Source organism: Bradyrhizobium sp. 26S5, from assembly GCF_036923295.1.
GTDB lineage: Bacteria > Pseudomonadota > Alphaproteobacteria > Rhizobiales > Xanthobacteraceae > Bradyrhizobium > Bradyrhizobium septentrionale.
The window spans coordinates 1,625,909-1,646,037 of the sequence record NZ_CP145948.1; the positions used below are offsets into that span (position 1 = coordinate 1,625,909).

The 20,129-nt window shown below is 63.7% G+C and carries 17 protein-coding genes and 4 pseudogenes; 19 read left to right on the forward strand and 2 right to left on the reverse strand.

The genetic code is table 11. The features are described 5' to 3' along the window. Positions 1 to 188 precede the first annotated feature (188 nt). Positions 189 to 428, reverse strand: coding sequence for a phospholipase effector Tle1 domain-containing protein (locus tag V5279_RS07670; RefSeq protein WP_338696226.1), 240 nt, complete (start codon positions 426 to 428; stop codon positions 189 to 191). A gap of 376 nt (positions 429 to 804) precedes the next feature. Between V5279_RS07670 and V5279_RS07675 the strand changes: the two genes are divergently transcribed. The 16 genes and pseudogenes from V5279_RS07675 to V5279_RS07750 form a co-directional block, all read left to right on the forward strand. Next, positions 805 to 1,158 carry a cytochrome P450 gene (locus tag V5279_RS07675; protein WP_338696228.1) on the forward strand — a complete coding sequence of 118 codons (354 nt, stop codon included), beginning with the start codon at positions 805 to 807 and terminating at the stop codon, positions 1,156 to 1,158. A gap of 16 nt (positions 1,159 to 1,174) precedes the next feature. Further along, on the forward strand, positions 1,175 to 2,377 hold the full coding sequence (locus tag V5279_RS07680; RefSeq protein ID WP_338696230.1) for a cytochrome P450: 1,203 nt from the start codon (positions 1,175 to 1,177) through the stop codon (positions 2,375 to 2,377). 92 nt (positions 2,378 to 2,469) lie between these two features. Further along, on the forward strand, positions 2,470 to 3,762 hold the full coding sequence (locus V5279_RS07685; protein WP_338696232.1) for a cytochrome P450: 1,293 nt from the start codon (positions 2,470 to 2,472) through the stop codon (positions 3,760 to 3,762). A gap of 1 nt (position 3,763) precedes the next feature. Then, positions 3,764 to 4,072, forward strand: a complete 309-nt coding sequence (locus V5279_RS07690; RefSeq protein WP_173640810.1) for a ferredoxin — start codon at positions 3,764 to 3,766, stop codon at positions 4,070 to 4,072. A gap of 63 nt (positions 4,073 to 4,135) precedes the next feature. Next, a complete protein-coding gene (locus V5279_RS07695; RefSeq protein ID WP_176533541.1) occupies positions 4,136 to 5,479 on the forward strand; it encodes a cytochrome P450 in 1,344 nt (447 codons plus the stop codon). Positions 5,480 to 5,616: 137 nt separating this feature from the next. Then, positions 5,617 to 6,606 carry a polyprenyl synthetase family protein gene (locus V5279_RS07700; protein WP_166104103.1) on the forward strand — a complete coding sequence of 330 codons (990 nt, stop codon included), beginning with the start codon at positions 5,617 to 5,619 and terminating at the stop codon, positions 6,604 to 6,606. A gap of 65 nt (positions 6,607 to 6,671) precedes the next feature. After that, a complete protein-coding gene (locus V5279_RS07705; protein WP_176533540.1) occupies positions 6,672 to 6,887 on the forward strand; it encodes a hypothetical protein in 216 nt (71 codons plus the stop codon). Continuing rightward, entirely contained in the window at positions 6,884 to 8,413 is a 1,530-nt protein-coding gene (locus V5279_RS07710; RefSeq protein WP_338696236.1) for a hypothetical protein, read from the forward strand. The genes V5279_RS07705 and V5279_RS07710 overlap by 4 nt, the downstream gene beginning before the upstream one ends. A 14-nt stretch (positions 8,414 to 8,427) precedes the next feature. After that, positions 8,428 to 9,330 (forward strand): terpene synthase family protein, encoded by a 903-nt coding sequence (locus tag V5279_RS07715; protein ID WP_166104093.1) that lies wholly within the window; start codon positions 8,428 to 8,430, stop codon positions 9,328 to 9,330. Between the two features lie 86 nt (positions 9,331 to 9,416). Next, a pseudogene (fni, locus tag V5279_RS07720) lies at positions 9,417 to 10,436 on the forward strand (type 2 isopentenyl-diphosphate Delta-isomerase). Positions 10,437 to 10,562: 126 nt separating this feature from the next. Continuing rightward, positions 10,563 to 10,996: pseudogene (locus tag V5279_RS07725) on the forward strand (IS630 family transposase); the annotation flags it as partial. A gap of 144 nt (positions 10,997 to 11,140) precedes the next feature. Continuing rightward, positions 11,141 to 11,257, forward strand: a complete 117-nt coding sequence (locus tag V5279_RS07730; RefSeq protein WP_338701048.1) for a hypothetical protein — start codon at positions 11,141 to 11,143, stop codon at positions 11,255 to 11,257. 48 nt (positions 11,258 to 11,305) lie between these two features. Beyond that, a complete protein-coding gene (gene tnpA / locus V5279_RS07735; RefSeq protein ID WP_224496924.1) occupies positions 11,306 to 11,710 on the forward strand; it encodes an IS66-like element accessory protein TnpA in 405 nt (134 codons plus the stop codon). Then, a complete protein-coding gene (gene tnpB, locus V5279_RS07740) occupies positions 11,707 to 12,063 on the forward strand; it encodes an IS66 family insertion sequence element accessory protein TnpB (protein ID WP_338696240.1) in 357 nt (118 codons plus the stop codon). Before tnpA ends, tnpB begins: the two co-directional genes overlap by 4 nt. Before the next feature lie 122 nt (positions 12,064 to 12,185). Beyond that, entirely contained in the window at positions 12,186 to 13,625 is a 1,440-nt protein-coding gene (tnpC, locus tag V5279_RS07745) for an IS66 family transposase (protein WP_338701050.1), read from the forward strand. 249 nt (positions 13,626 to 13,874) lie between these two features. Continuing rightward, positions 13,875 to 14,170, forward strand: a pseudogene (locus tag V5279_RS07750) (IS630 family transposase); the annotation flags it as partial. Positions 14,171 to 14,276: 106 nt separating this feature from the next. Here the strand turns inward: V5279_RS07750 and V5279_RS07755 are convergent. Then, a complete protein-coding gene (locus tag V5279_RS07755) occupies positions 14,277 to 15,575 on the reverse strand; it encodes a hypothetical protein (protein ID WP_338696242.1) in 1,299 nt (432 codons plus the stop codon). Between the two features lie 604 nt (positions 15,576 to 16,179). Here V5279_RS07755 and V5279_RS07760 point away from each other — a divergent pair. From V5279_RS07760 to nifA, 3 genes and pseudogenes are all read left to right on the forward strand, one after another. Next, positions 16,180 to 16,500 (forward strand): annotated as a pseudogene (locus tag V5279_RS07760) (transposase); the annotation flags it as partial. 383 nt (positions 16,501 to 16,883) lie between these two features. Further along, positions 16,884 to 17,720, forward strand: coding sequence for an SDR family oxidoreductase (locus tag V5279_RS07765; protein ID WP_338696244.1), 837 nt, complete (start codon positions 16,884 to 16,886; stop codon positions 17,718 to 17,720). Positions 17,721 to 17,972: 252 nt separating this feature from the next. Then, positions 17,973 to 19,727 carry a nif-specific transcriptional activator NifA gene (nifA, locus tag V5279_RS07770; protein ID WP_338696246.1) on the forward strand — a complete coding sequence of 585 codons (1,755 nt, stop codon included), beginning with the start codon at positions 17,973 to 17,975 and terminating at the stop codon, positions 19,725 to 19,727. The last annotated feature ends 402 nt before the right edge of the window (positions 19,728 to 20,129 follow it).

Below are 20,129 nucleotides of genomic sequence, written 5' to 3' on the forward strand. Positions count from 1 at the left end.
CTGATGGTGAGGCGCTTCGAAGCGACGACAGAGCTTAGTCGCGGCTGAGACTTAATCTCGAAGCCAGCCTTAGCGCGGCGAAGCGCTCAAGCACCGCCGGATGAAGGACTGCCTAGCTCTGCACTTGACGTAACCCTTCGGTCCACTTGACTTGCCCCCGCAAGTGACCCGGGTTCGCGCTCGTCGTGCTACGGACCAAGCGGATCCGGATTCAGCTTCAGGACTCTATCGTCTACCTTGATGCCGGAGCCGTCGGGCGTCTTGCCGTCGGGAAGGTCTCGGCCGCATGCGCCATTCAACCCAGCGAGGGAGAGGCGGCCTTCGTTTTCCGGATAGCTACCGCCGACATCGGAGTGGCTTCCGGCGAACCACACCTGCTGCAGCCAATTCGAATGCTTAAAATATCGCGCAAGGGCTGCCGCGCACATTCAGCGCGAGAGCAGGCCTTTGTCGGGCACTTGCCGCGCCGGTTGTCGGCATTGAGACTCAATGCCGACAACCTGACACTACGCGCCGCTACGAAGTGCCTGTTGAGCCTGCGAATTCAGTTCGGCACGCGATTTGCTCTGTTCGCGGCATCATCACCAACCGCAGTGCGATGGTCTTCGGGGCGGACACGGCGCGCGTCGCTGTTCGCGTCTGGTTCGTTCCGACGGTTTGCTGTGGCAATGACTTGGCGTTGGATTGCGGACCGAGAAAATGCAGGAAAGGGGAGTGTTGGATGCGATCTAGAGTTCTTCTTTTGGGAGCCACAACAATTGCGCTCGTCGCGAGAAGCGGCAGACCTTGAGCCAGGAGTCAAGCTTGCCGCCGGCGGTGTGGGACTGGGCCGGAGGCTATATTGGCGGACACGTCGGTGGCGGGTGCGGTCGAGCCTCCTTCACCAATCCCTGCGGTCAGTCGATCTTTGGCGATGCGGACAGGTTCGATGTCACCCGGCGGGACAACCCGCGCCTGTCGGCCCGGGGGGGGGGGGGGCATTTCTGCCTGGGCGCTGCGCTGGTGCACCTGGAATTGCGATGCGCCTTCCCCGGGTTGTTCGTGCGGCTGGGGGATCTGCCGCTGACCGTCGCCGCGGAGGAGGTCGTCGACGTGCCATCTTACGTCATTCGCTGCCCGCAGCGCCTGCCGGTCACCTTCCGCCCTTCCATCGCTTAGAGAGTGAAGTGCCACCATGTCCGAACACCCCTTGCCGACGCTACCGATGTGGCGCGTCGATCACATCGAGCCCTCGCCCGAGATGTTGGCGCTACGCGCCAACGGTCCGATCCACCGCGTGCGCTTCCCGTCCGGGCACGAAGGCTGGTGGGTGACGGGCTACGACGAAGCCAAGGCGGTGATGTCCGACACGGCGTTCCGGCCTGCGGGAATGCCGCCGGCGGCATTCACCCCGGATTCGGTGATTCTCGGTTCGCCGGGGTGGCTGGTCTCGCACGAGGGGGCCGAACATGCCCGGTTACGCACGATCGTGGCGCCGGCGTTCAGTGACCACAGGGTGAAGCTGCTCGCGCAGCGGGTAGAGGCGATCGCCGCGCAGTTGTTCGAGACGCTGGCGGCCCAGCCCCAGCCCGCTGACCTGCGGCGCCACCTCTCCTTTCCGCTTCCGGCTATGGTCATCAGCGCGCTGATGGGTGTGCTCTACGAGGATCACGCCTTTTTCGCCGAGCTGTCCGACGAGGTGATGACGCACCAGCATGAAAGCGGCCCGCGCACCGCGTCGCGCCTGGCCTGGGAAGAGCTGCGCGCCTACATTCGCGGCAAGATGCGGGACAAGCGCCAGGATCCGGGCGACAACCTGCTGACGGATCTGCTTGCGGCGGTCGACCTGGGCAAGGCGACCGAGGAAGAGGCGATGGGCCTGGCGGCGGGCATGCTGGTGGCCGGGCACGAGAGCACCGTCGCGCAGATCGAATTCGGCCTGCTGGCCATGCTCCGCCATCCGCAGCAGCGCGAACGCCTGGTCGGCGATCCATCCCTGGTGGACAAGGCGGTGGAGGAAATCCTGCGCATGTACCCGCCGGGCGCGGGGTGGGACGGCATCATGCGCTATCCGAGGACCGACGTGACCATCGCGGGCGTTCATATTCCCGCGGAGAGCAAGGTGTTGGTCGGCCTGCCGGCGACGTCGTTCGATCCGCGCCATTTCGACGAACCGGAAATCTTCGACGTCGGGCGCGACGGAAAGCCGCACGTGGCGTTCTCCTTCGGGCCGCACTACTGCATTGGCGTGGCGCTGGCCAGGCTGGAACTCAAGGTGGTGTTCGGTTCGATCTTCCAGCGCTTTCCCGCGCTGCGCCTGGCCGTGGCGCCGGAAGAACTGAAGTTGCGCAAGGAGATCATCACTGGCGGGTTCGAGGAGTTCCCGGTGCTCTGGTGATGCGCGGACGCCGCCGGGGATCGGGATCTTCTCCGCAATTTGCCGGCGCGCCTCGCGCGCCGGTCAGATCAGGTAGCCAACAGGTAGCCAAGATGGACATGCAAGAAACCACGGCAGCATGCCGGGACGCCTTCGCCGAACTAGCGTCGGCGGCGTGCACCCACGACCCGTATCCGTTCATGCGGTGGTTGCGCGAGCACGATCCGGTGCATCGCGCGGCGTCGGGGCTCTTTCTGTTGAGCCGCCACGCCGACATCTACTGGGCGTTCAAGGCCACGGGCGATGCGTTTCGGGCGCCGGCGCCGGGCGAACTGGCGCGCTATTTCCCGCGTGTGGCGACCAGCCTATCGCTCAATCTGCTGGCGTCCACGCTAGCGATGAAGGACCCACCGACGCATACGCGTCTGCGCCGGCTGATCTCGCGCGATTTCACCATGCGCCAGATCGACAACCTGCGGCCGAGCATCGCGCGCATCGTCGCTGCGCGCCTGGACGGCATGGCGCCCGCGCTGGAGCGCGGGGAGGCGGTGGACCTGCATCGGGAATTCGCGCTGGCCTTGCCCGTGTTGGTCTCCGCTGAACTGTTCGGCATGCCCCCGGACGACATGTTCGGGCTCGCCGCCGGTATCGGCGCCATTCTGGAAGGCCTGCGCCCGCACGCCAGCGATCCCCAGCTCGCCGCGGCGGACGCGGCCAGCGCCAGGGTGCTGGCCTACTTCGGCGACCTCATACCGCGCAAGCGCGCCGATCCCCGCCACGACATCGTGTCGATGCTGGTCGGCGCACAAGACGACGATGCCGACACGCTGTCGGATGCGGAGTTGATCAGCATGTTGTGGGGCATGCTGCTGGGCGGCTTCGCCACCACTGCTGCGGCCATCGACCATGCGGTCCTGGCGATGCTGGCGTATCCCAAACAGCGGCACTGGCTGCAGGGAGACGCCGTGGGGGTGAAGGCATTCGTCGAAGAAGTCCTGCGCTGTGACGCGCCCGTTATGTTCAGCTCCATTCCGCGTATCGCCCAGCGCGACATCGAACTGGGCGGCGCGGTGATCCCGAAGAACGCGGACGTGCGCGTGCTGGTCGCGGCCGGCAATCGCGACCCGGACGCCTTCGCCGATCCCGACCGCTTCGATCCCGCGCGGTTCTACGGCACCAGTCCTGGCATGTCGACCGACGGGAAGATCATGCTGAGCTTCGGCCACGGCATCCACTTCTGCCTCGGTGCGCAACTGGCCCGGGTGCAGTTGGCCGAGAGCCTGCCGCGGATCCAGGCGCGCTTCCCCACACTGGCATTGGCCGAGCAGCCGACCCGGGAGCCGTCCGCGTTCCTTAGGACGTTCCGCGCGCTGTCGGTGCGGCTGCAAGCGCGGGGGGGGGGCTGAGATGCGCGTCGTGGTCGACCAGGATCTGTGCGGAACCACCGGGCAGTGCGTGCTGACGCTGCCGGGCACCTTTCGCCAGCGCGACCCGGACGGCGTGGCCGAAGTGTGCGTAGCGACGGTCCCGCAGGCGCTGCACGCCGCCGTGCGGCGCGCGGCCAGCCAGTGCCCGGTCGCCGCCATTCGGGTCATCGAAAGCGACGCTGGCGATGACCAGCGACCCTGCGCCGACCCTGCGCCTTCTCCGGCGGAGGCCGAGCGGCATGCCGCGAAAGACCAACGCAATCCAGGAGGACACGATGGGGCGGTTTGAAGGCAAGGTGGCCGTGGGCGGCAGAGTGGTGGTACCTGCCGCCGAAGCGGCGCCGCGCTGCTGATGGACATGCTGCTCAACCCGCTGGACCGTCGGCACCGGCTGCGGTACGATATCCCGGTCGTGCCCGGCGCTTTCCCCTTGGTCGGGCATCTTCCCGCCATCGTCTGCGACTTGCCGCGCCTGCTGCTGCGCGCGGAACGGACGCTGGGCAGCTGCTTCTGGCTGGATTTCGGCCCTGCCGGACACCAGATGACCTGCGTGGATCCGGATGCGTTCGCATTGCTCCGGCACAAGGACGTGTCCTCGGCGCTGATCGAAGAGATCGCGCCCGAATTGCTTGGCGGAACGTTGGTCGCCCAGGACGGCGGCGCGCACCGGCAGGCGCGCGATGCGATCAAAGCGGCGTTCCTGCCCAAGGGGCTGACCGAGGCCGGCATCGGCGACCTGTTCGCGCCCGTCATCCGGGCGCGGGTGCAGGCGTGGCGCGACCGCGGCGACGTAACCATCCTGCGCGAAACCAGCGACCTGTCACTCACGCTCATCTTCAGACTCATGGGAATCCCCGCGCAGGACCTGCCGGGATGGCATCGCAAGTACCGGCAACTGCTGCAGTTGATCGTCGCGCCCCGGGTCGACCTGCCCGGACTGCCCTTGCGGCGCGGCCGCGCCGCCCGCGACTGGATCGACGCGCAGCTGCGCCAGTTCGTCCGCGACGCGCGCGCGCATACCGCGCGCACCGGGTTGATCAACGACATGGTGAGCGCCTTCGATCGCAGCGACGATGCGCTCTCCGATGACGTGCTGGTCGCCAATATCCGCTTGCTGCTGCTTGGCGGTCACGACACCACCGCCTCGACGATGGCCTGGATGGTGATCGAGTTGGCGCGGCAGCCTGTGCTGTGGAACGCCCTGGTCGAGGAGGCGAAACGCGTGGGCGCGGTGCCGACCCGGCACGCGGACCTGGCGCAGTGTCCGGTCGCCGAGGCGCTGTTCCGCGAGACGCTGCGCGTGCATCCGGCGACCACGCTCCTGCCGCGTCGCGCGCTGCAGGAATTGCAACTCGGCCAACGGCGCATTCCCGCGGGCACCCATCTGTGCATCCCGCTGCTGCATTTCTCGACATCGGCGCTGCTGCACGAGGCGCCTGATCAGTTCCGCCTGGCGCGGTGGCTGCAACGCACGGAGCCGATCCGGCCGGTGGACATGCTGCAGTTCGGTACCGGCCCACACGTCTGCATCGGCTATCACTTGGTATGGCTGGAACTGGTGCAGTTCTGCATCGCCTTGGCGCTGACCATGCACAAGGCCGGGGTGCGGCCGCGGTTGCTGAGCGGCGTCGAAAAAGGCCGGCGCTATTACCCGACCGCACATCCGTCCATGACAATCCGCATCGGATTCTCATGAGCTGGGATCGCATGCCCCGTGTGGCGAGGCAGCGGCGCCGGCGACGCGCGGCATTGCTGCACTCGGTGCGACGCCGGCAACACCGCGGCGGCTTGGGGCTCGCCGTGGCCGTTTCAGGTACCAAGGAGATGAACAACATGCAGACTGGTTCCACGCTGCACGACGACCGAACTGGCGTTTCCGCGCTCGGCGGATTGGGCGCGCATGCACCCGGCAGGCTGCTGCCGGAGATCTGGATGCAGGACGGCGCAAAGCGGGTCGAACAGGCGATGGCGCGTCTTCTCTGCGCCGAACACGACGGTGAGACCGAGCTGATGGCGGCGATGCGCTACGCCACCTTGCATGGCGGGAAGCGCACCCGCGCCTTGCTCTGTCTGGCTGCCGGCGCACTGGCCGACACGCCGGTGCACATGCTCGACGACGTCGGCGCCGCCATCGAAATGATGCACGCCTGTACCCTGGTCCACGACGACCTGCCCGCGATGGACGACGACGTGCTTCGCCGCGACCTTCCGACCGTGCACGTCAAGTTCGGCGAAGCCACTGCGATCCTGGTCGGCGATGCGCTGCAGGCGCACGCCTTCCTGACCCTGGCGAGCCTGGATGCGCCGGGCGACAACCGTATCGCGCTCGTGCGCGAACTGGCGCAGGCGGTGTCCGCCGAGGGTGCCGCAGGCGGGCAGGCCATGGATCTGTCGCTGGTCGGAAAGCACGTCGAGCTGGACAGGATCGTGGCGATGCACCGGATGAAGAGCGGAGCGCTAGTGCGCGCGTCCGTTCGCATGGGCGCGCTATGCGCCATCGCGGAGGATGCCGCGCACGCTGCGCTGTACTGTGCGCTCGATCGCTACACCGCCTGTTTCGGCCTGGCGTTGCAGGTGGTCGACGACATTCTCGACGCGACAGCGGATACCGCGACGCTGGGCAAGACCCCCGGCAAGGACGCGGCGGCGCAGAAGCCGACCTGCGCGTCGATCATGGGGCTGCAGGCAGCTCGCCACTTCGCGCTGGATTTGTTGCGCGACGCCGGGGAGGCCATCGCCCCGTTGGGGCCGCGTGCGGAACGGTTGGCGCAGATGCTGCAGCGGGCCAACGCGTATCTGTTCAAGCACGCGCCATGCGCGTGAGCGCGCCCGTCCGCATGGAGTCGCGCCTGTGCCGCTGCGATCGGCCGGCGGCTGCATGCTGCACTGTGTCCGAGTCCGCGGCGCCGATCGCAGCGGTTGCCCAGCACGGCCGTGGCGCGCTGCGCGCAAGCCTATGCGGCGGACCGACATCGGGGCGCGTCGCCGCGCCGGAGCAGGGCGGCCGTCCGGCGCTGCCCATGCGCCGGGCCTGCGGTGACGTGCGCGGCGTCTGCCCGATCCTGGTTCTCGTCAACCGTCTGCAGAAGGAACATCCCGCGTGAACTCGCTGTCCGAACAGATCCTTTCCGAATTGCGCCACCTGCTGAGCGAGATGAGCGACGGCGGCAGCGTCGGTCCGTCCGTTTACGACACGGCGCGAGCTCTGCAGTTCCACGGCAACGCCGCTGGTCGGCAGGACGCATACGCGTGGCTTATCGCACAGCAACAGGCCGATGGCGGATGGGGAAGCGCGGACTTCCCGCTGTTCCGCCATGCGCCCACGTGGGCGGCGTTGCTGGCATTGCAGTGTGCCGATCCTCTTCCCGGCGCTGCCGACGCAGTCCAGGCTGCAATCCGGTTCCTCGAGCGCCAGCCCGATCCCTACGCGCATGCGGTGCCGGAAGACGCGCCGATCGGCGCGGAGTTGATCCTCCCGCAGTTGTGCGGCGAGGCCGCATCCTTGCTGGGCGGCGTGGCGTTTCCGCGCCACCCGGCGCTCTTGCCGTTGCGGCAAGCGTGCCTGGTCAAGCTGAGGGCGGTGGCGACGTTCCCGAGCGGCCATCCGTTGCTGCACTCCTGGGAAGCCTGGGGGACGTCGCCGACCACCGCATGCCCGGATGATGACGGCAGCATCGGCATCAGTCCGGCGGCCACCGCCGCGTGGCGTGCGCACGCCGTGACACAGGGGAGCACGCCGCAGGTCGGGCGTGCCGACGCGTATCTGCAGGCGGCATCGCGGGCGACGCGCAGCGGCATCGAAGGTGTCGTTCCCAACGTCTGGCCGATCAATGTGTTCGAGCTATGCTGGTCGCTGTACACCCTGCATCTGGCTGGACTGTTCGCGCATCCCGCGCTCGCCGAGGCGGTGCGCGTGATCGTCGCGCAGCTCGACGCTCGCCTGGGCGTGCGCGGTCTAGGCCCGGCCTTGCACTTCGCGGCAGATGCGGACGACACCGCCGTTGCGTTGTGCGTCCTGCGCCTTGCAGGCCGCGACCCGGCGGTCGATGCGTTGCGCCATTTCGAAATCGGCGAGCTGTTCGTCACCTTCCCCGGCGAGCGCAATGCCTCGGTGTCGACCAACATCCACGCCCTGCATGCGTTGCGACTGTTGGGAAAGCCCGCCACCGGCACCAGCGCCTACGTCGAGGCCAATCGCAACGCGCACGGTTTATGGGACAACGAAAAATGGCACGTTTCGTGGCTGTATCCCACCGCGCATGCGGTCGCTGCGCTGGCGCAAGGCAAGCCCCAGTGGCGCGACGACCGCGCGCTGGCGGCGCTGCTGCAGGCGCAGCGCGACGACGGTGGCTGGGGCGCCGGTCGCGCGTCTACATTCGAGGAAACCGCCTATGCGCTGTTCGCGTTGTACGTGATGGACGGGAGCGAAGAGCCGACAGGGCGCAGGCGCATCGCGCAGGCGGTGGCGCATGCGCTGGAGTGGATGCTCGCCCGCCATGCGCATGCATTGCCGCAGACGCCGCTGTGGATCGGCAAGGAACTGTATTGCCCCACCCGGGTCGTGCGCGTGGCCGAACTCGCCGGATTGTGGCTGGCGCTCCGTTGGGGGCGGCGCGTCCTGGCCGAGTGAGCAGGAGCGGCGCCATGATCCAGACCGAACGCGCGCTGCAGCAGGTGCTGGAGTGGGGGCATTCCCTGACCGGGTTCGCCGACGAGCATGCCGTGGAAGCGGTCAGGGGCGGCCAGTACATCCTGCAGCGCATCCACACGAGCCTGCGCGACACCAGCGCCCGCATCGGCCGCGATCCGCAGGACGAAACGCTGATCGTGGCGTTCTATCGCGAACTGGCGCTGCTGTTCTGGCTCGACGATTGCAACGACCTTGGCCTGATCGCGCCGGAACAGCTCGCCGCGGTGGAGCAGGCGCTGGGGCAGGGCGAGCCCTGCGCGCTCCCCGGATTCGAGGGCTGCGCTGTGCTGCGCGCTTCGCTGGCCGCGCTCGCCTACGATCGCCGCGACTATGCTCAGCTTCTCGACGATACCCGGTGCTACTGCGCGGCGCTGCGCGCCGGACACGCGCAGGCGGCAGGGGCGGAACGCTGGTCCTACGCCGAGTACCTGCACAACGGCATCAATTCAATCGCCTACACGAACGTATTCTGTTGCCTGTCGTTGCTGTGGGGGCTGGACATGGCGACCTTGCGTGCGCGTCCGGCGTTTCGCCAGGTCCTGCGGCTCATCTCCGCGATAGGGCGCCTGCAGAACGATCTGCATGGACGCGACAAGGACAGGTCGGCCGGCGAGGCCGACAACGCGGTAATCCTGCTGCTGCAGCGCTATCCGGCTATGCCTGTGGTGGAGTTCCTCAACGACGAGCTGACCGGCCATACGCGCATGCTGCATCGGGTGATGGCGGAAGAACGCTTTCCCGCGCCGTGGGGACCGTTGATCGAGACCATGGCGGCCATCCGCGCGCAGTACTACCAGACCTCGACCAGCCGCTACCGCAGCGACGCTGCGGGGGGAGGCCAGCGTGCGCCGGCCTGAACGCGCGGGAGGGCGGCGGCGTGCGCGCGCTGCCGTCGGTCCGCTCCGACGCAACGCCGTCGCCCGATGCGACGGATGGAGCGAGCATGAGCGACGCCGCCCTGAGCCAGCGCAAGGACGACCATCTGGACATCGTGCTGGATCGGCGAACGGCGCCGGCCACGGTCGCCGCCGGCTGGGAGTACATCCGTTTCGAACCTGCGCATTGCGCGGGTTGGACCTGACGCAGATCGACCTGCGCGCCTCGCTTCTGGGCAAGACCATGCGCGCGCCGCTGCTGATCAGCTCCATGACCGGCGGCATGCCACGCGTCGAGGCCATCAACCGGCATCTGGGCGAGACAGCGCAAGCCTTGGGGATCGCCATGTGCGTCGGTTCGCAGCGCGTGAGCCTGCAATCCCGCAACTCCCAGGGGTTAACGCGCGCGCTGCGCCGCCTGGCCCCAGACGTCCCCCTTGCTGGCCAATAACGGCGCCGCGCAACTGCGCGAGGCCGACAGCCTGGACCTGGCGCGCCGGGCGGTGGATGCCGATGGACTCATCGTCCATCTCAATCCGCTGCAGGAAGCCGTACAGCCGGAGGGCGACCGCGACTGGCGCGGCGTCCTGGCGCAGATCGCTCGCGCAGCGTGGGCGTGCCGATCGTGGCCAAGGAAGTGGGGTCGGGCCTCTCCGCCTCGGTGGCCTGAGCGCTCGTCGAGGCGGGCGTGGCGGTGATCGATGTCGCCGGCGCCGGCGGCACCAGTTGGGCCGTGGTGGAGGGCCCAGCGCGCCCGCGATGCCGCCGACGGTGGCGATGGCGTTCGCCGATTGGGGGATTCCGACCCCGGCCAGCGTGCAGGCGGTACGTCGGGCCAACGGTGAAGCTGATCGCCGGCGGGATCCGCGGCGGCGTCGACGTGGCCAAGGCCATCCGCCTGCGCGGACATCGCCGGGCAGGCGGCCGGCGTGCTGCGCGCGGCTACGGTTTCCACTGAGGCGGTTGTCGCGCATTTCGAGATCGTCATCCGCCAGTTGGCCGTCGCCTGCTTCTGCACCGGCTCGGCTGATCTGGCGGCGTTGCGTCAGGCGCGCTTGTTGCCAGCGGTGCATCTGCCCGCCGGTTGATGCCGGCGTCGCCCGCACGTGGCGGCGGGCGCCTAAAGCATTTCATTGCTTAACTGAATCGGAGGGGATTCCGGTTTTGGGCGGTTTATGATTCAAGATGCTGACTGGATTGGAGGCCAGCATCGCATGACCCGACCTCTTTCCCTGGATCTTCGCGAGCGTGTGGTGGCGTCGGTTTTAGCGGGCGAGAGCTGCCGATCTGTGGCGGAACGGTTTGGTGTTGCGGTCTCGTCGGTTGTGAAGTGGTCACAGCGGCAGCGGGCGACCGGCTCGGTTGCGCCTGGCAAGATGGGCGGTCACCGCAAGCCCGTGCTTGATCCGCATCGTGCCTTCATTGTCGAGCGGATCACTCAGACGCCGCACCTGACGCTGCATGGTCTGAAGGCGGAACTGGCAGCTCGGGGGGCAAGGTCTCACACAACGCGGTCTGGCTGTTCCTGCGCCGGGAAGGACTGCGGTTCAAAAAAACACTGTTCGCCCTCGAACAAGCGCGCGCCGACGTCTCTCGTAGGCGCCAGCGTTGGCAAGCCTGGCAGGCCGGACTTGATCCGGGCCGGCTGGAAGGCCATGCGAGCAACCATCCGAAGTTTGCACATTCCCCGGCAAACGCCGGGGACGCTGGCTGAGCTTGCCCAACAGATCAATCCGCTCCTCCGGGGGGGATAGGTTATTATGGTCAGTTCAGCCGTTCAGCGCTGTTCTCTCTGGTCGACTACGTCAATCAGAAGCTGAAGGCGTGGATCATGCGAAAGTACAGTAAGCGCTGTTCAGCGGCCACCTACCGGTTGACGGGGCGATCTGCGAGTCTGCGGTTTGTTTGAACCGTTAGGCTTAGAATGGACACAGTGCATAGTGCTATCACGGAGCCGGTGAGGCGGCTTGAGGTCTTCACTGGAGCCGGCCGTCGGCGGAAGTGGAGCGACGAGGACAAGGCGCGGATTGTTGCGGAGATCGTTGCGAGCGGCGACTCGGTCTGTTCGGTAGCGCGACGGCATGGATTGTCGCCGCAGCAGTTGTTTGGCTGGCGCCGTCAGTTGCGAGAAGCTGCGGGCGGTCATTCCGAAGTGGAAGAAGTACAGTTTGTGCCGGCGGTGGTGGATGCCGTAGTGCCGGCGCCCGCTCTTGGCCGTGAGCGCAAAGCGGTGCGCTGCAAGGCCAAGACGGATTCCGGGATCATCGAGATCGAAGTTGACGGCATCACGATCCGGGCCGGTCGTGGCGCGGACCCGACGATGATTGCGTCGATCGTCCAGACACTGAAGGCGAGCCGGTGATTGGTCCGTCGGGTGCGGTCCGGGTGATGGTGGCGACCAAACCGGTAGACTTCCGCAAGGGGATGGAAGGGCTTGCGACCCTGGTGCGCGAGAGCATGCGGGCAGACCCATTCTCGGGCGCTGTCTATGTGTTCCGGGCCAAGCGGGCGGATCGGATCAAGCTGGTGTTCTGGGACGGAACGGGTCTGTGTCTGTTCACCAAGAGGCTCGAGGATGGGATCTTCCGCTGGCCGAAGGTCGAGGACGGCGTGATGCGTCTGTCGGCGGCGCAATTGTCGGCGCTGCTGGAAGGACTCGACTGGCGCCTTGTGCATGAGGCGCGGGAGACGCCGGCGTCAACGCGAGCGGGATAGTTGTTGGCGGCACTGCGGCGAAGTGAATCAAGAGCGTGGGATGTGTCGCCAGATGGCGGCGAATATGCTCTGAATTGGGTGTGAGCGACGCCCTGCCTGACGATCCCGAGACGCTGAAAGCGATGCTGCTTGCGGAGCGGTGCGAGAGCGAACGACTGCGTCAGATCATCAAGGAATTGCAGCGACATCGGTTTGGCCGACGGGCAGAGACGCTGCCTGAAGATCAGATGCTGCTGGGCCTAGAAGACGTCGAGCAGGTGGCAGCGTACGGCGAGACGGCGCAGGACGTCAGCGCACCTGAAGGCCGTGAGGTGCAAGCCGGTAGGCGCCGCGTCAACCGTGGCGCCTTGCCGGCGCACCTGCCGCGGATCGAAGTCGTCGTCGACATCGAGGACAAGACCTGTCCCTGCTGCCAGGGCGAGTTACATCGGATCGGCGAGGATAGAAGCGAGCGGCTGGACCTGGTCCCGGCGCAGTTCCGGATCCTCGTTACCCGGCGTCCCAAATACGCCTGCCGCGCTTGCGAGGACGGTGTCATGCAGGCGCCGGCCCCGGCCCGGTTGATCGAGGGCGGACTGCCGACCGAAGCAACCGTCGCCCAGGTTCTGGTGTCCAAATATGCCGATCACCTGCCGCTCTATCGGCAGGCTCAGATTTACGCCCGCCAGGGCATTGAGCTCGATCGTTCGACGCTGGCGGACTGGGTGGGACAAGCAGCCTTCCACCTGCGTCCGTTGCATGAGCGTCTCCTCGGCAAGCTCAGGCGACGGCCAAAGCTGTTCGCCGACGAGACGACGATGCCGGTGCTCGATCCCGGCCGAGGGCGCACCAAGACCGGTCAGCTCTGGGCCTATGCAGCGGACGACCAGCCATGGGGCGGCGCCGATCCGCCGGGCGTCGCCTATGTCTATGCTCCCGATCGCAAAGCCGACCGACCAATCGCCCATCTGGCAGGCTTCAAGGGGATCCTGCAGGTCGATGGCTATGCTGGCTATGGCAAGCTGGCCGAGCGTGGCGACGTTCAGCTTGCATTCTGCTGGTCCCACATGCGGCGTAACTTCTACGAACTCGCCGCCCCCGGTCCCGCGCCCATTGCGGGCGAGGCGCTCAAGCATATCGCCGAGTTCTATGCCATCGAGAAGGACATCCGTGGCCGTAGCGCCGAGGAGCGCTGTCTCGTTCGGCAACAGAAAAGCCGACCGCTGGCGGAAGCCTTCGAGCAGTGGCTCCGCGCAAAGCTCGCGTTGATCAGCCAAAAGGGCAAGCTGGCCGACGCCATTCGCTATGCGCTCTCACGCTGGGAGGGCCTGACGCGCTTCATCGACGACGGTCATATCGAGCTCGACAACAACACTGTCGAACGATCGATCCGTCCGATCACGCTCAACCGGAAAAATGCGTTCGCAGGCTCCGACGGTGGTGCCGAGCACTGGGCTATCATCGCCTCCCTGGTCGAAACCTGTAAGCTGAACGATGTCGATCCGCTTGCCTACTTGACCGACGCGCTCACCAGGATCGTCAACGGTCATCCGAATAACGAGATCGATCACCTGCTGCCGTAGGCCTATTGCCGTCACGACCTCAAAGCTGTGGCCTGAAAACAGCGCTTACAAAGTACAAGCGCTTCCGTACCCACAAAACCGGTGCTTCGCTGTTCTTGCGAAAGCTGGCTCGGAATAACGCGGAGCTGCTCGTACACTGGCAGTTCTTCGGAACGACCACGTTCACCTGACGGGAGCGGTGTGAACCGAGAGGTTCACGCACCGTTCTGCGAGAGGCCGGGGGTGAAAATCCCCCGGCCTACTCACCCCAGCGCCAACACCAAAATGGCGCGGCGTTACGGGCGCTCGCCACGCGGCGAGCTATGTCGTGCAGCTATCCCACACGGACATTGGAAGACGACGACATTCACCGCTGGATTGCGCTCCGACGGTCTGATCGCGCCGCTTGTTCTGGACGGTCCTTCTCCAAACTGAAAGCGCTGTTGCGGGCCGCCGCAGCGCGCACCATGCCCGATCTCTGGCAAGCAATCGCCAACGCTCTCAAACGCTTCTCACCCGAGGAATGTCAAAATTATCTCGTCGCAGCTGGCTACGACGCAACGTGATCGGAAAAAGCTCCAGGTGTTTTCAAAGTATTCCGGCCGCGCTTAAGGAACCCTCGATCGACCTATCCGGCAAACTTCGTGCTTACGCAGAATCGCCTCAAACCGCTCAAATCGCAGAGAGCGTGCCCGCACCATCGCGATTTGCAATCTTGATCCCCGCAACGGCAAGCGCACGCGCAAACGTTTCGTGGGGATAGTGATAATGTTTGAACTGCTCAATTCCATCAAGACGCTTCAGAAGCGCGTTTGCGCTAATGCGTTCTTCGCCAAACTCTCGATGAAGCTTTTCTATTATAGTTTGGCGTACTCTGGGGTCTGCATTCCGCAACGCGTCAACCAAATAGCCCCCTGGGCCTGTTTTTACTTCCGTGGACGTATAAGCGCCTGCAACTCTTACCGCCTCAATATGAGCCGTCATCGAAACGCGACATGTAGGGAACACCCATATATTTAGATCCGATAAGGCCAGGAGATAAAGTGCAGCGAAGAACGAAAAACATTTCTCTATATCTAAGATTTGCTCGGGGCGTCTGTCTGTCTCAGGGGTCGTTATTTCGTTCCATGTTGGCATGCCTATAATCAAGGGGCTCACGGGGGCATACGTCGTGCAAAGATACCTCGCGTGGTGGATGGTCGCCAACACGTCAAAGGCAACGTCTTTGTTTAGCCCAAGCATTGATCCCACCGAAAGATTTAGGCCTGCTTGGGCTGCTCGATCCTGACTCTGTAGCCTGAACAAGAAGCCATTACCATTCTTCACAATGCGGAACTCTTCGTCGATTCCGCAAGCTTTGGGCCCACTCGAGATATGATGATTATACACACTCTCATCATATGTCTCTTGCCACATTATCACTCCATCAGCGCCGCAGGCAGCTAGCGTCTGATACTGCCGCTCCGTGAGTGCCATCGTGCTAAACAACAGGTGACTAGCACCAGTTGGAAGACGAGATTTCAGCCTCCTTAGGAGAACTGGAAGAGCGCGGACAAATCGAATGTCATCGCCGCCGACCAGTTCGATATCCTGAACACCTTTCTCAAGCAAATATTGAGTTTGAATATCGGCGAGTTCTTCATCGATAGTTACGCGCCCCATCTGCGTGTTGTCGGCGCGCCATCCGCAAAAATCACAGTTAGACGCACATCGGTTAGTAACCTCCACGGGGGACATCGTGACAACGGAGCGACCATATTTCCGCACTCTAATTTTGGAGGAACAGTCAAGGACCATCGCCTTAATCTTCTCAAAATCAGGCGTGTTGATCGTCCCAATGAACTCGCCAACTTCCCTAGGGGACAGAGGGCGATGTTGCGTTTCCTCGAGGATGTAAGCTGCGTCCTTGAGAGTTGCTCCGACAGCCGCCGCGGACGTTGCGCGTAATTCATCAACTGGCACTTGGTACATTTATCTGGCCCTAATCGTTGCAGAATCGAATTCGACGGCAACAGAGCTGGTCCCGGTTGTTTGGACAGCGCCTCGCGAAAATTAAGTGGATTCCTGCCGGGTTATGCTGAAGGCGGGGCTTTACGATCTTGCTGTGGCGTTTTGCGGAGCCAGCTCTAACCTTCAATTTTCTTTCAGCCGTCCACTGTTGGCCTCCCGGGACCAAGTTCCTTGGCCACCGATCTGATCGAGCGGCCACCCGATGCAACCAGATCAACCGCTCGCAAGTTGGCAGTCTTTTTAGACATCGTCAGATCTTGATGCTGCACGGAGTCCAGCCCGAAAGGCTAGCGACATTTGACGGTACAACATCAGCATTGGATCGGGCTCCTACCTATTCTGGGCGCGACCGGATCAAGTCAGAGGGACAGGCGAGGGCTCTATCGCGCCGAGCAGGATGACAACCGACGCGACGGCTCACGCCGTTCAAGGAGCAATCTGTTGCGTGGTTTGAGCCTTGGCGATGTCGTCCGCCAACGTCGTCGCCCAGGCTCTCACGGCTGATCCTCGCCTCATTTTTTCTGGGACAGATCCAGAGTCCGGCCGGGGGTCCTTCATCTCCCGCGCTTATGTGAAGCACCTTCCCCTGCCAACCCTGCGCGAAGGCGACATCGTCATTCTCGACAACCTCGGAAGTCACAAGTCGAAAGCTGTCAGGCAGATGATCCAGGCTGCTCGCGCCAGGCTCTGGTGCCTGCCGCGATACTCGCCCGACCTCAACCCGATCGAATAGGCCTTCTCCAAGATCAAACACTGGATGCGGCAGGCTCAGAGGCGCACCGTCGAAGACACTTGGCGCCACATCGGTCACCTCGTTCAGGACATCCAGCCTCGCGAATGCGCAAACTACTTCGCAAACGCCGGTTATGCTTCAGTCAAGATGTGACACGCTCTAGTGACGGGCGAACCTAACGTATGAAGCCGGTTACCTCATGTTCTGTACAAGTTGATGCGGCTGTACATTGCAAAAGCGATCCTGACCGATAGTTGCTCGGACGAGAGACGCTGTCCATCCACTCGCTGGTCAGGCTACGAGCCAGCAAGGCGGGGCGTGCTTTACGCCCTGATCGCGTAGCGCGGGCGAGTGCGCGCGGCATTTTGTAGGTGATAAGCCGTCGCTGTCGCAATGCATACGCGCCTTGTCGCCAAGCCTCCAGCTGTTACGCGAGCGCGACATTAGGACGCAAAAGCGGGGCGCGTTTGCGTGCATAGCGATGGCCCAAATCCTGCTACGTGTCCGCCAACGGTGCTACAGGATGGGAGGCTGGCGTGAGTCTCGATCTGCCAAATGACGATATGGTCGGAGGTCTGTTGTCTGCAACACAGTCGGGTTGTCCCGTGCATGCCTGCCACGCCGGCGTCCACCGGGGAGAAAAGAAGGCGATGTTGCTGACCGGCGCCTCACGCGGGATCGGTCACGCCACTGCCAAGCTGTTTTCGCAGGCGGGCTGGCGGATCATTTCTTGCGCGCGCCAACCGTTCGATCGCGAGCGGTGCCCGTGGGAGTCAGGGAACGAGGATCATGTCCAAGTCGATCTTGGCAATCATCGAATGCTGCCGCGCGTGATCACCGAGGTCAAGAAACGGTTGGCGGGCGCACCGTTGCACGCGCTGGTGAACAATGCCGGCGTCTCGCCGAAATCGTCCAATGGTGGCCGGCTGACGTCGTTGACGACCTCACCCGAAACCTGGATGAGGGTGTTCCATCTCAATCTGGTGGCTCCGATAATGCTGGCGCAAGGGTTGTTTGAGGAGCTGAGAGCTGCGTCAGGATCGATCGTCAACGTGACGTCCATCGCGGGCTCGCGTGTGCACCCATTTGCCGGCAGTGCGTATGCGACGTCGAAAGCTGCGCTTGCAAGTCTGACACGAGAAATGGCCCACGATTATGCGCCGCATGGCATTCGCGTGAATGCGATCGCACCCGGCGAAATACAGACGAGTATGTTGTCGCTCGACACGGAAGCGCGTCTCGTGCCAAGCATTCCGTTGCGCAGAGTGGGAACACCCGATGAAGTGGCCAAGGTCATCTTCTTCCTATGTTCGGATGCTGCAAGTTATGTCACCGGCGCCGAGGTGCCGATCAATGGTGGGCAACATCTTTGAAACGGCGAGGCCCAGCAAGGTAGCTGACTTGAACCGAAGTCGTGGAACTTGCGTTCACGCCGACGTTACGCACCCATTCCGCAAAAGCCGAGATCGAGGCCCTGTGAGTTACCCTCGTGCCGTGAAAAGGTGTGACCCTTCTATGTCATCTCGTCAACACTTGGCGCTAGATCGAGCATGACATGCAAAGAAACGCTCGCAAACCCGAACAAGGTGCCAGGGGAGGCCGATCAGAACAACGGAGACCTCGTTATGCTGCATATCGCATCCACACGCGAAAGACCTAACTCACAGTCAGAGACGGAGCGCGAGGTCTCGGTCGAACCGCTGTGCGAGAGCGCCCTGACCGGCATCTTCGAAATATCAAGGGTGCTCACTGCACCTTGCCGGCTCGAAGTGACATTGGCCAAAGTGGTCGATCTTCTGCAATCGTTTGTGCAGATGCGACACGGCATCGTTTCACTCTTCGACGATGAAGGGATGCCGGACATCGCCGTGGGGGCCGGCTGGAGCGAGGGTAGTGACGAGCGCTACCGGATGCACTTGCCGCGGAAGGCGATCGATCAGATCGTCGCGACGGACACACCCCTGATCGCCGAGAATGTGGCAGTCGAGCCGGCGTTCAGCGCTGCGGACCTGCAGGTGCTCGGCGCCACAGACAGTATGCTGGTGTCATTCATCGGGGTTCCAATTCGTATTGATCCGAAAGTCGTGGGTACGCTGACGGTTGATCGTATTCGGGACGACAGGTCGAGCCAACTACTTGACTACGACGCGCGGCTGCTCGGCATGATCGCCAACCTGGTCGGGCAGACAGTTAAGCTGCATCGCCTGTTCGCCTGTGACCGCGAACGACTGATGGTGGAGAAAGACCGGCTGCATAAGCAACTGTCAGAGCTTAGACAGCCCGCAAGGGAGCGCAAGAAGGTGCCGATCCACGGGATCATCGGCGACAGCCCGGCGCTGCGCGGGCTGCTCGAGAAGATCGCGGTCGTCGCTAAATCGAACAGCACCGTTTTGCTTCGCGGTGAATCCGGTACTGGGAAGGAACTCGTAGCCAAGGCCATTCACGAGTTGTCGTTGCGTGCCAAGCGGCCCTTCATCAAGCTGAATTGCGCGGCGCTCCCTGAGACAGTTCTGGAGTCCGAATTGTTCGGTCACGAGAAGGGTGCCTTTACCGGCGCGTTCAGCGCGCGCAAAGGGCGCTTCGAGCTTGCCGACAAGGGCACGCTGTTTCTTGACGAGATCGGTGAAATTTCGGCCCCGTTCCAGGCGAAGTTGCTGCGCGTTCTGCAAGAGCAGGAGTTCGAGCGCGTCGGCAGTAACCAGACCATCAAGGTGGATGTTCGTGTCATAGCTGCGACCAATAGGAATCTTGAAGAGGCTGTGGCGAGGAGCGAGTTCCGCGCAGACCTATATTATCGCATCAGCGTAGTTCCCTTGATGCTGCCAGCGCTGCGCGAAAGGCGAAGTGATATTCCGTTGCTTGCCAGCGAGTTTCTGAAAAATTTCAACAGCGAGAACTGCCGTACGCTGAGCTTTGAGGCGAGTGCGATCGATGTGCTGATGAACTGCGGATTTCCAGGAAATGTCCGCGAACTCGAAAATTGCATCCAGCGAACAGCGACCCTGGCCGCCGGGCCCTCGATCATGAGAAATGACTTTGCATGTTGCCATGGCCAGTGCCTTTCCGCGATGCTCTGGAAAAGTACATCGGATGAGATGACAGTCCAGCCTGCACCAACCATGCCAATGCCGGCGAGTCCTGTCACACCCGTGACTAAGGCGGACGCGCCGCTGCCGCCTGTTGGCAGCGAGTTGGCCTCACTGGGGCCTCCCGGCACAGTCCTCGTGAGCGGCGCGAAGATTGCCGATCGCGAACGGGTCATTGCCGCCATGGAAAAATCCGGTTGGGTTCAAGCAAAGGCAGCGCGCTTGCTCGGACTTACTCCGCGCCAGATCGGCTACGCGTTGAGGAAATACGGAATCGAGATCAAGCGATTTTGAGAAGGACACAGGAGCGGGAGCTGCGATCATAACATTGAGGCAAATAGCCGTGGCAGGTTAATCGTCGATGGTTTCGGGGGGGGCTGGTCTACCCCTCCTCTGAGGACGGTCCTATCCACCGCAGGTTTTCATGATGGATAGAGACCCGGACCGGACTCGAGAGCTGTGAGGAGCATGAGCTCGCTCGACCGGGATAGAGGTCGGCTTGCGCTCGACGTGCAGAACACCACCGAGCGTCGATACGTTCGGTCGTCGTGGCGAGCGGCTTGGTTGATCCATAGTTCAACCGAGATATCAAGCCAACGCCGGCTCGGACGAATTGGATCCGCATCTTGATCGTCTGGAGCAAAACCCACCTCGTTGAGGAGGAACTCTCGCGGGCCGGCTCAATTGCCGATCACG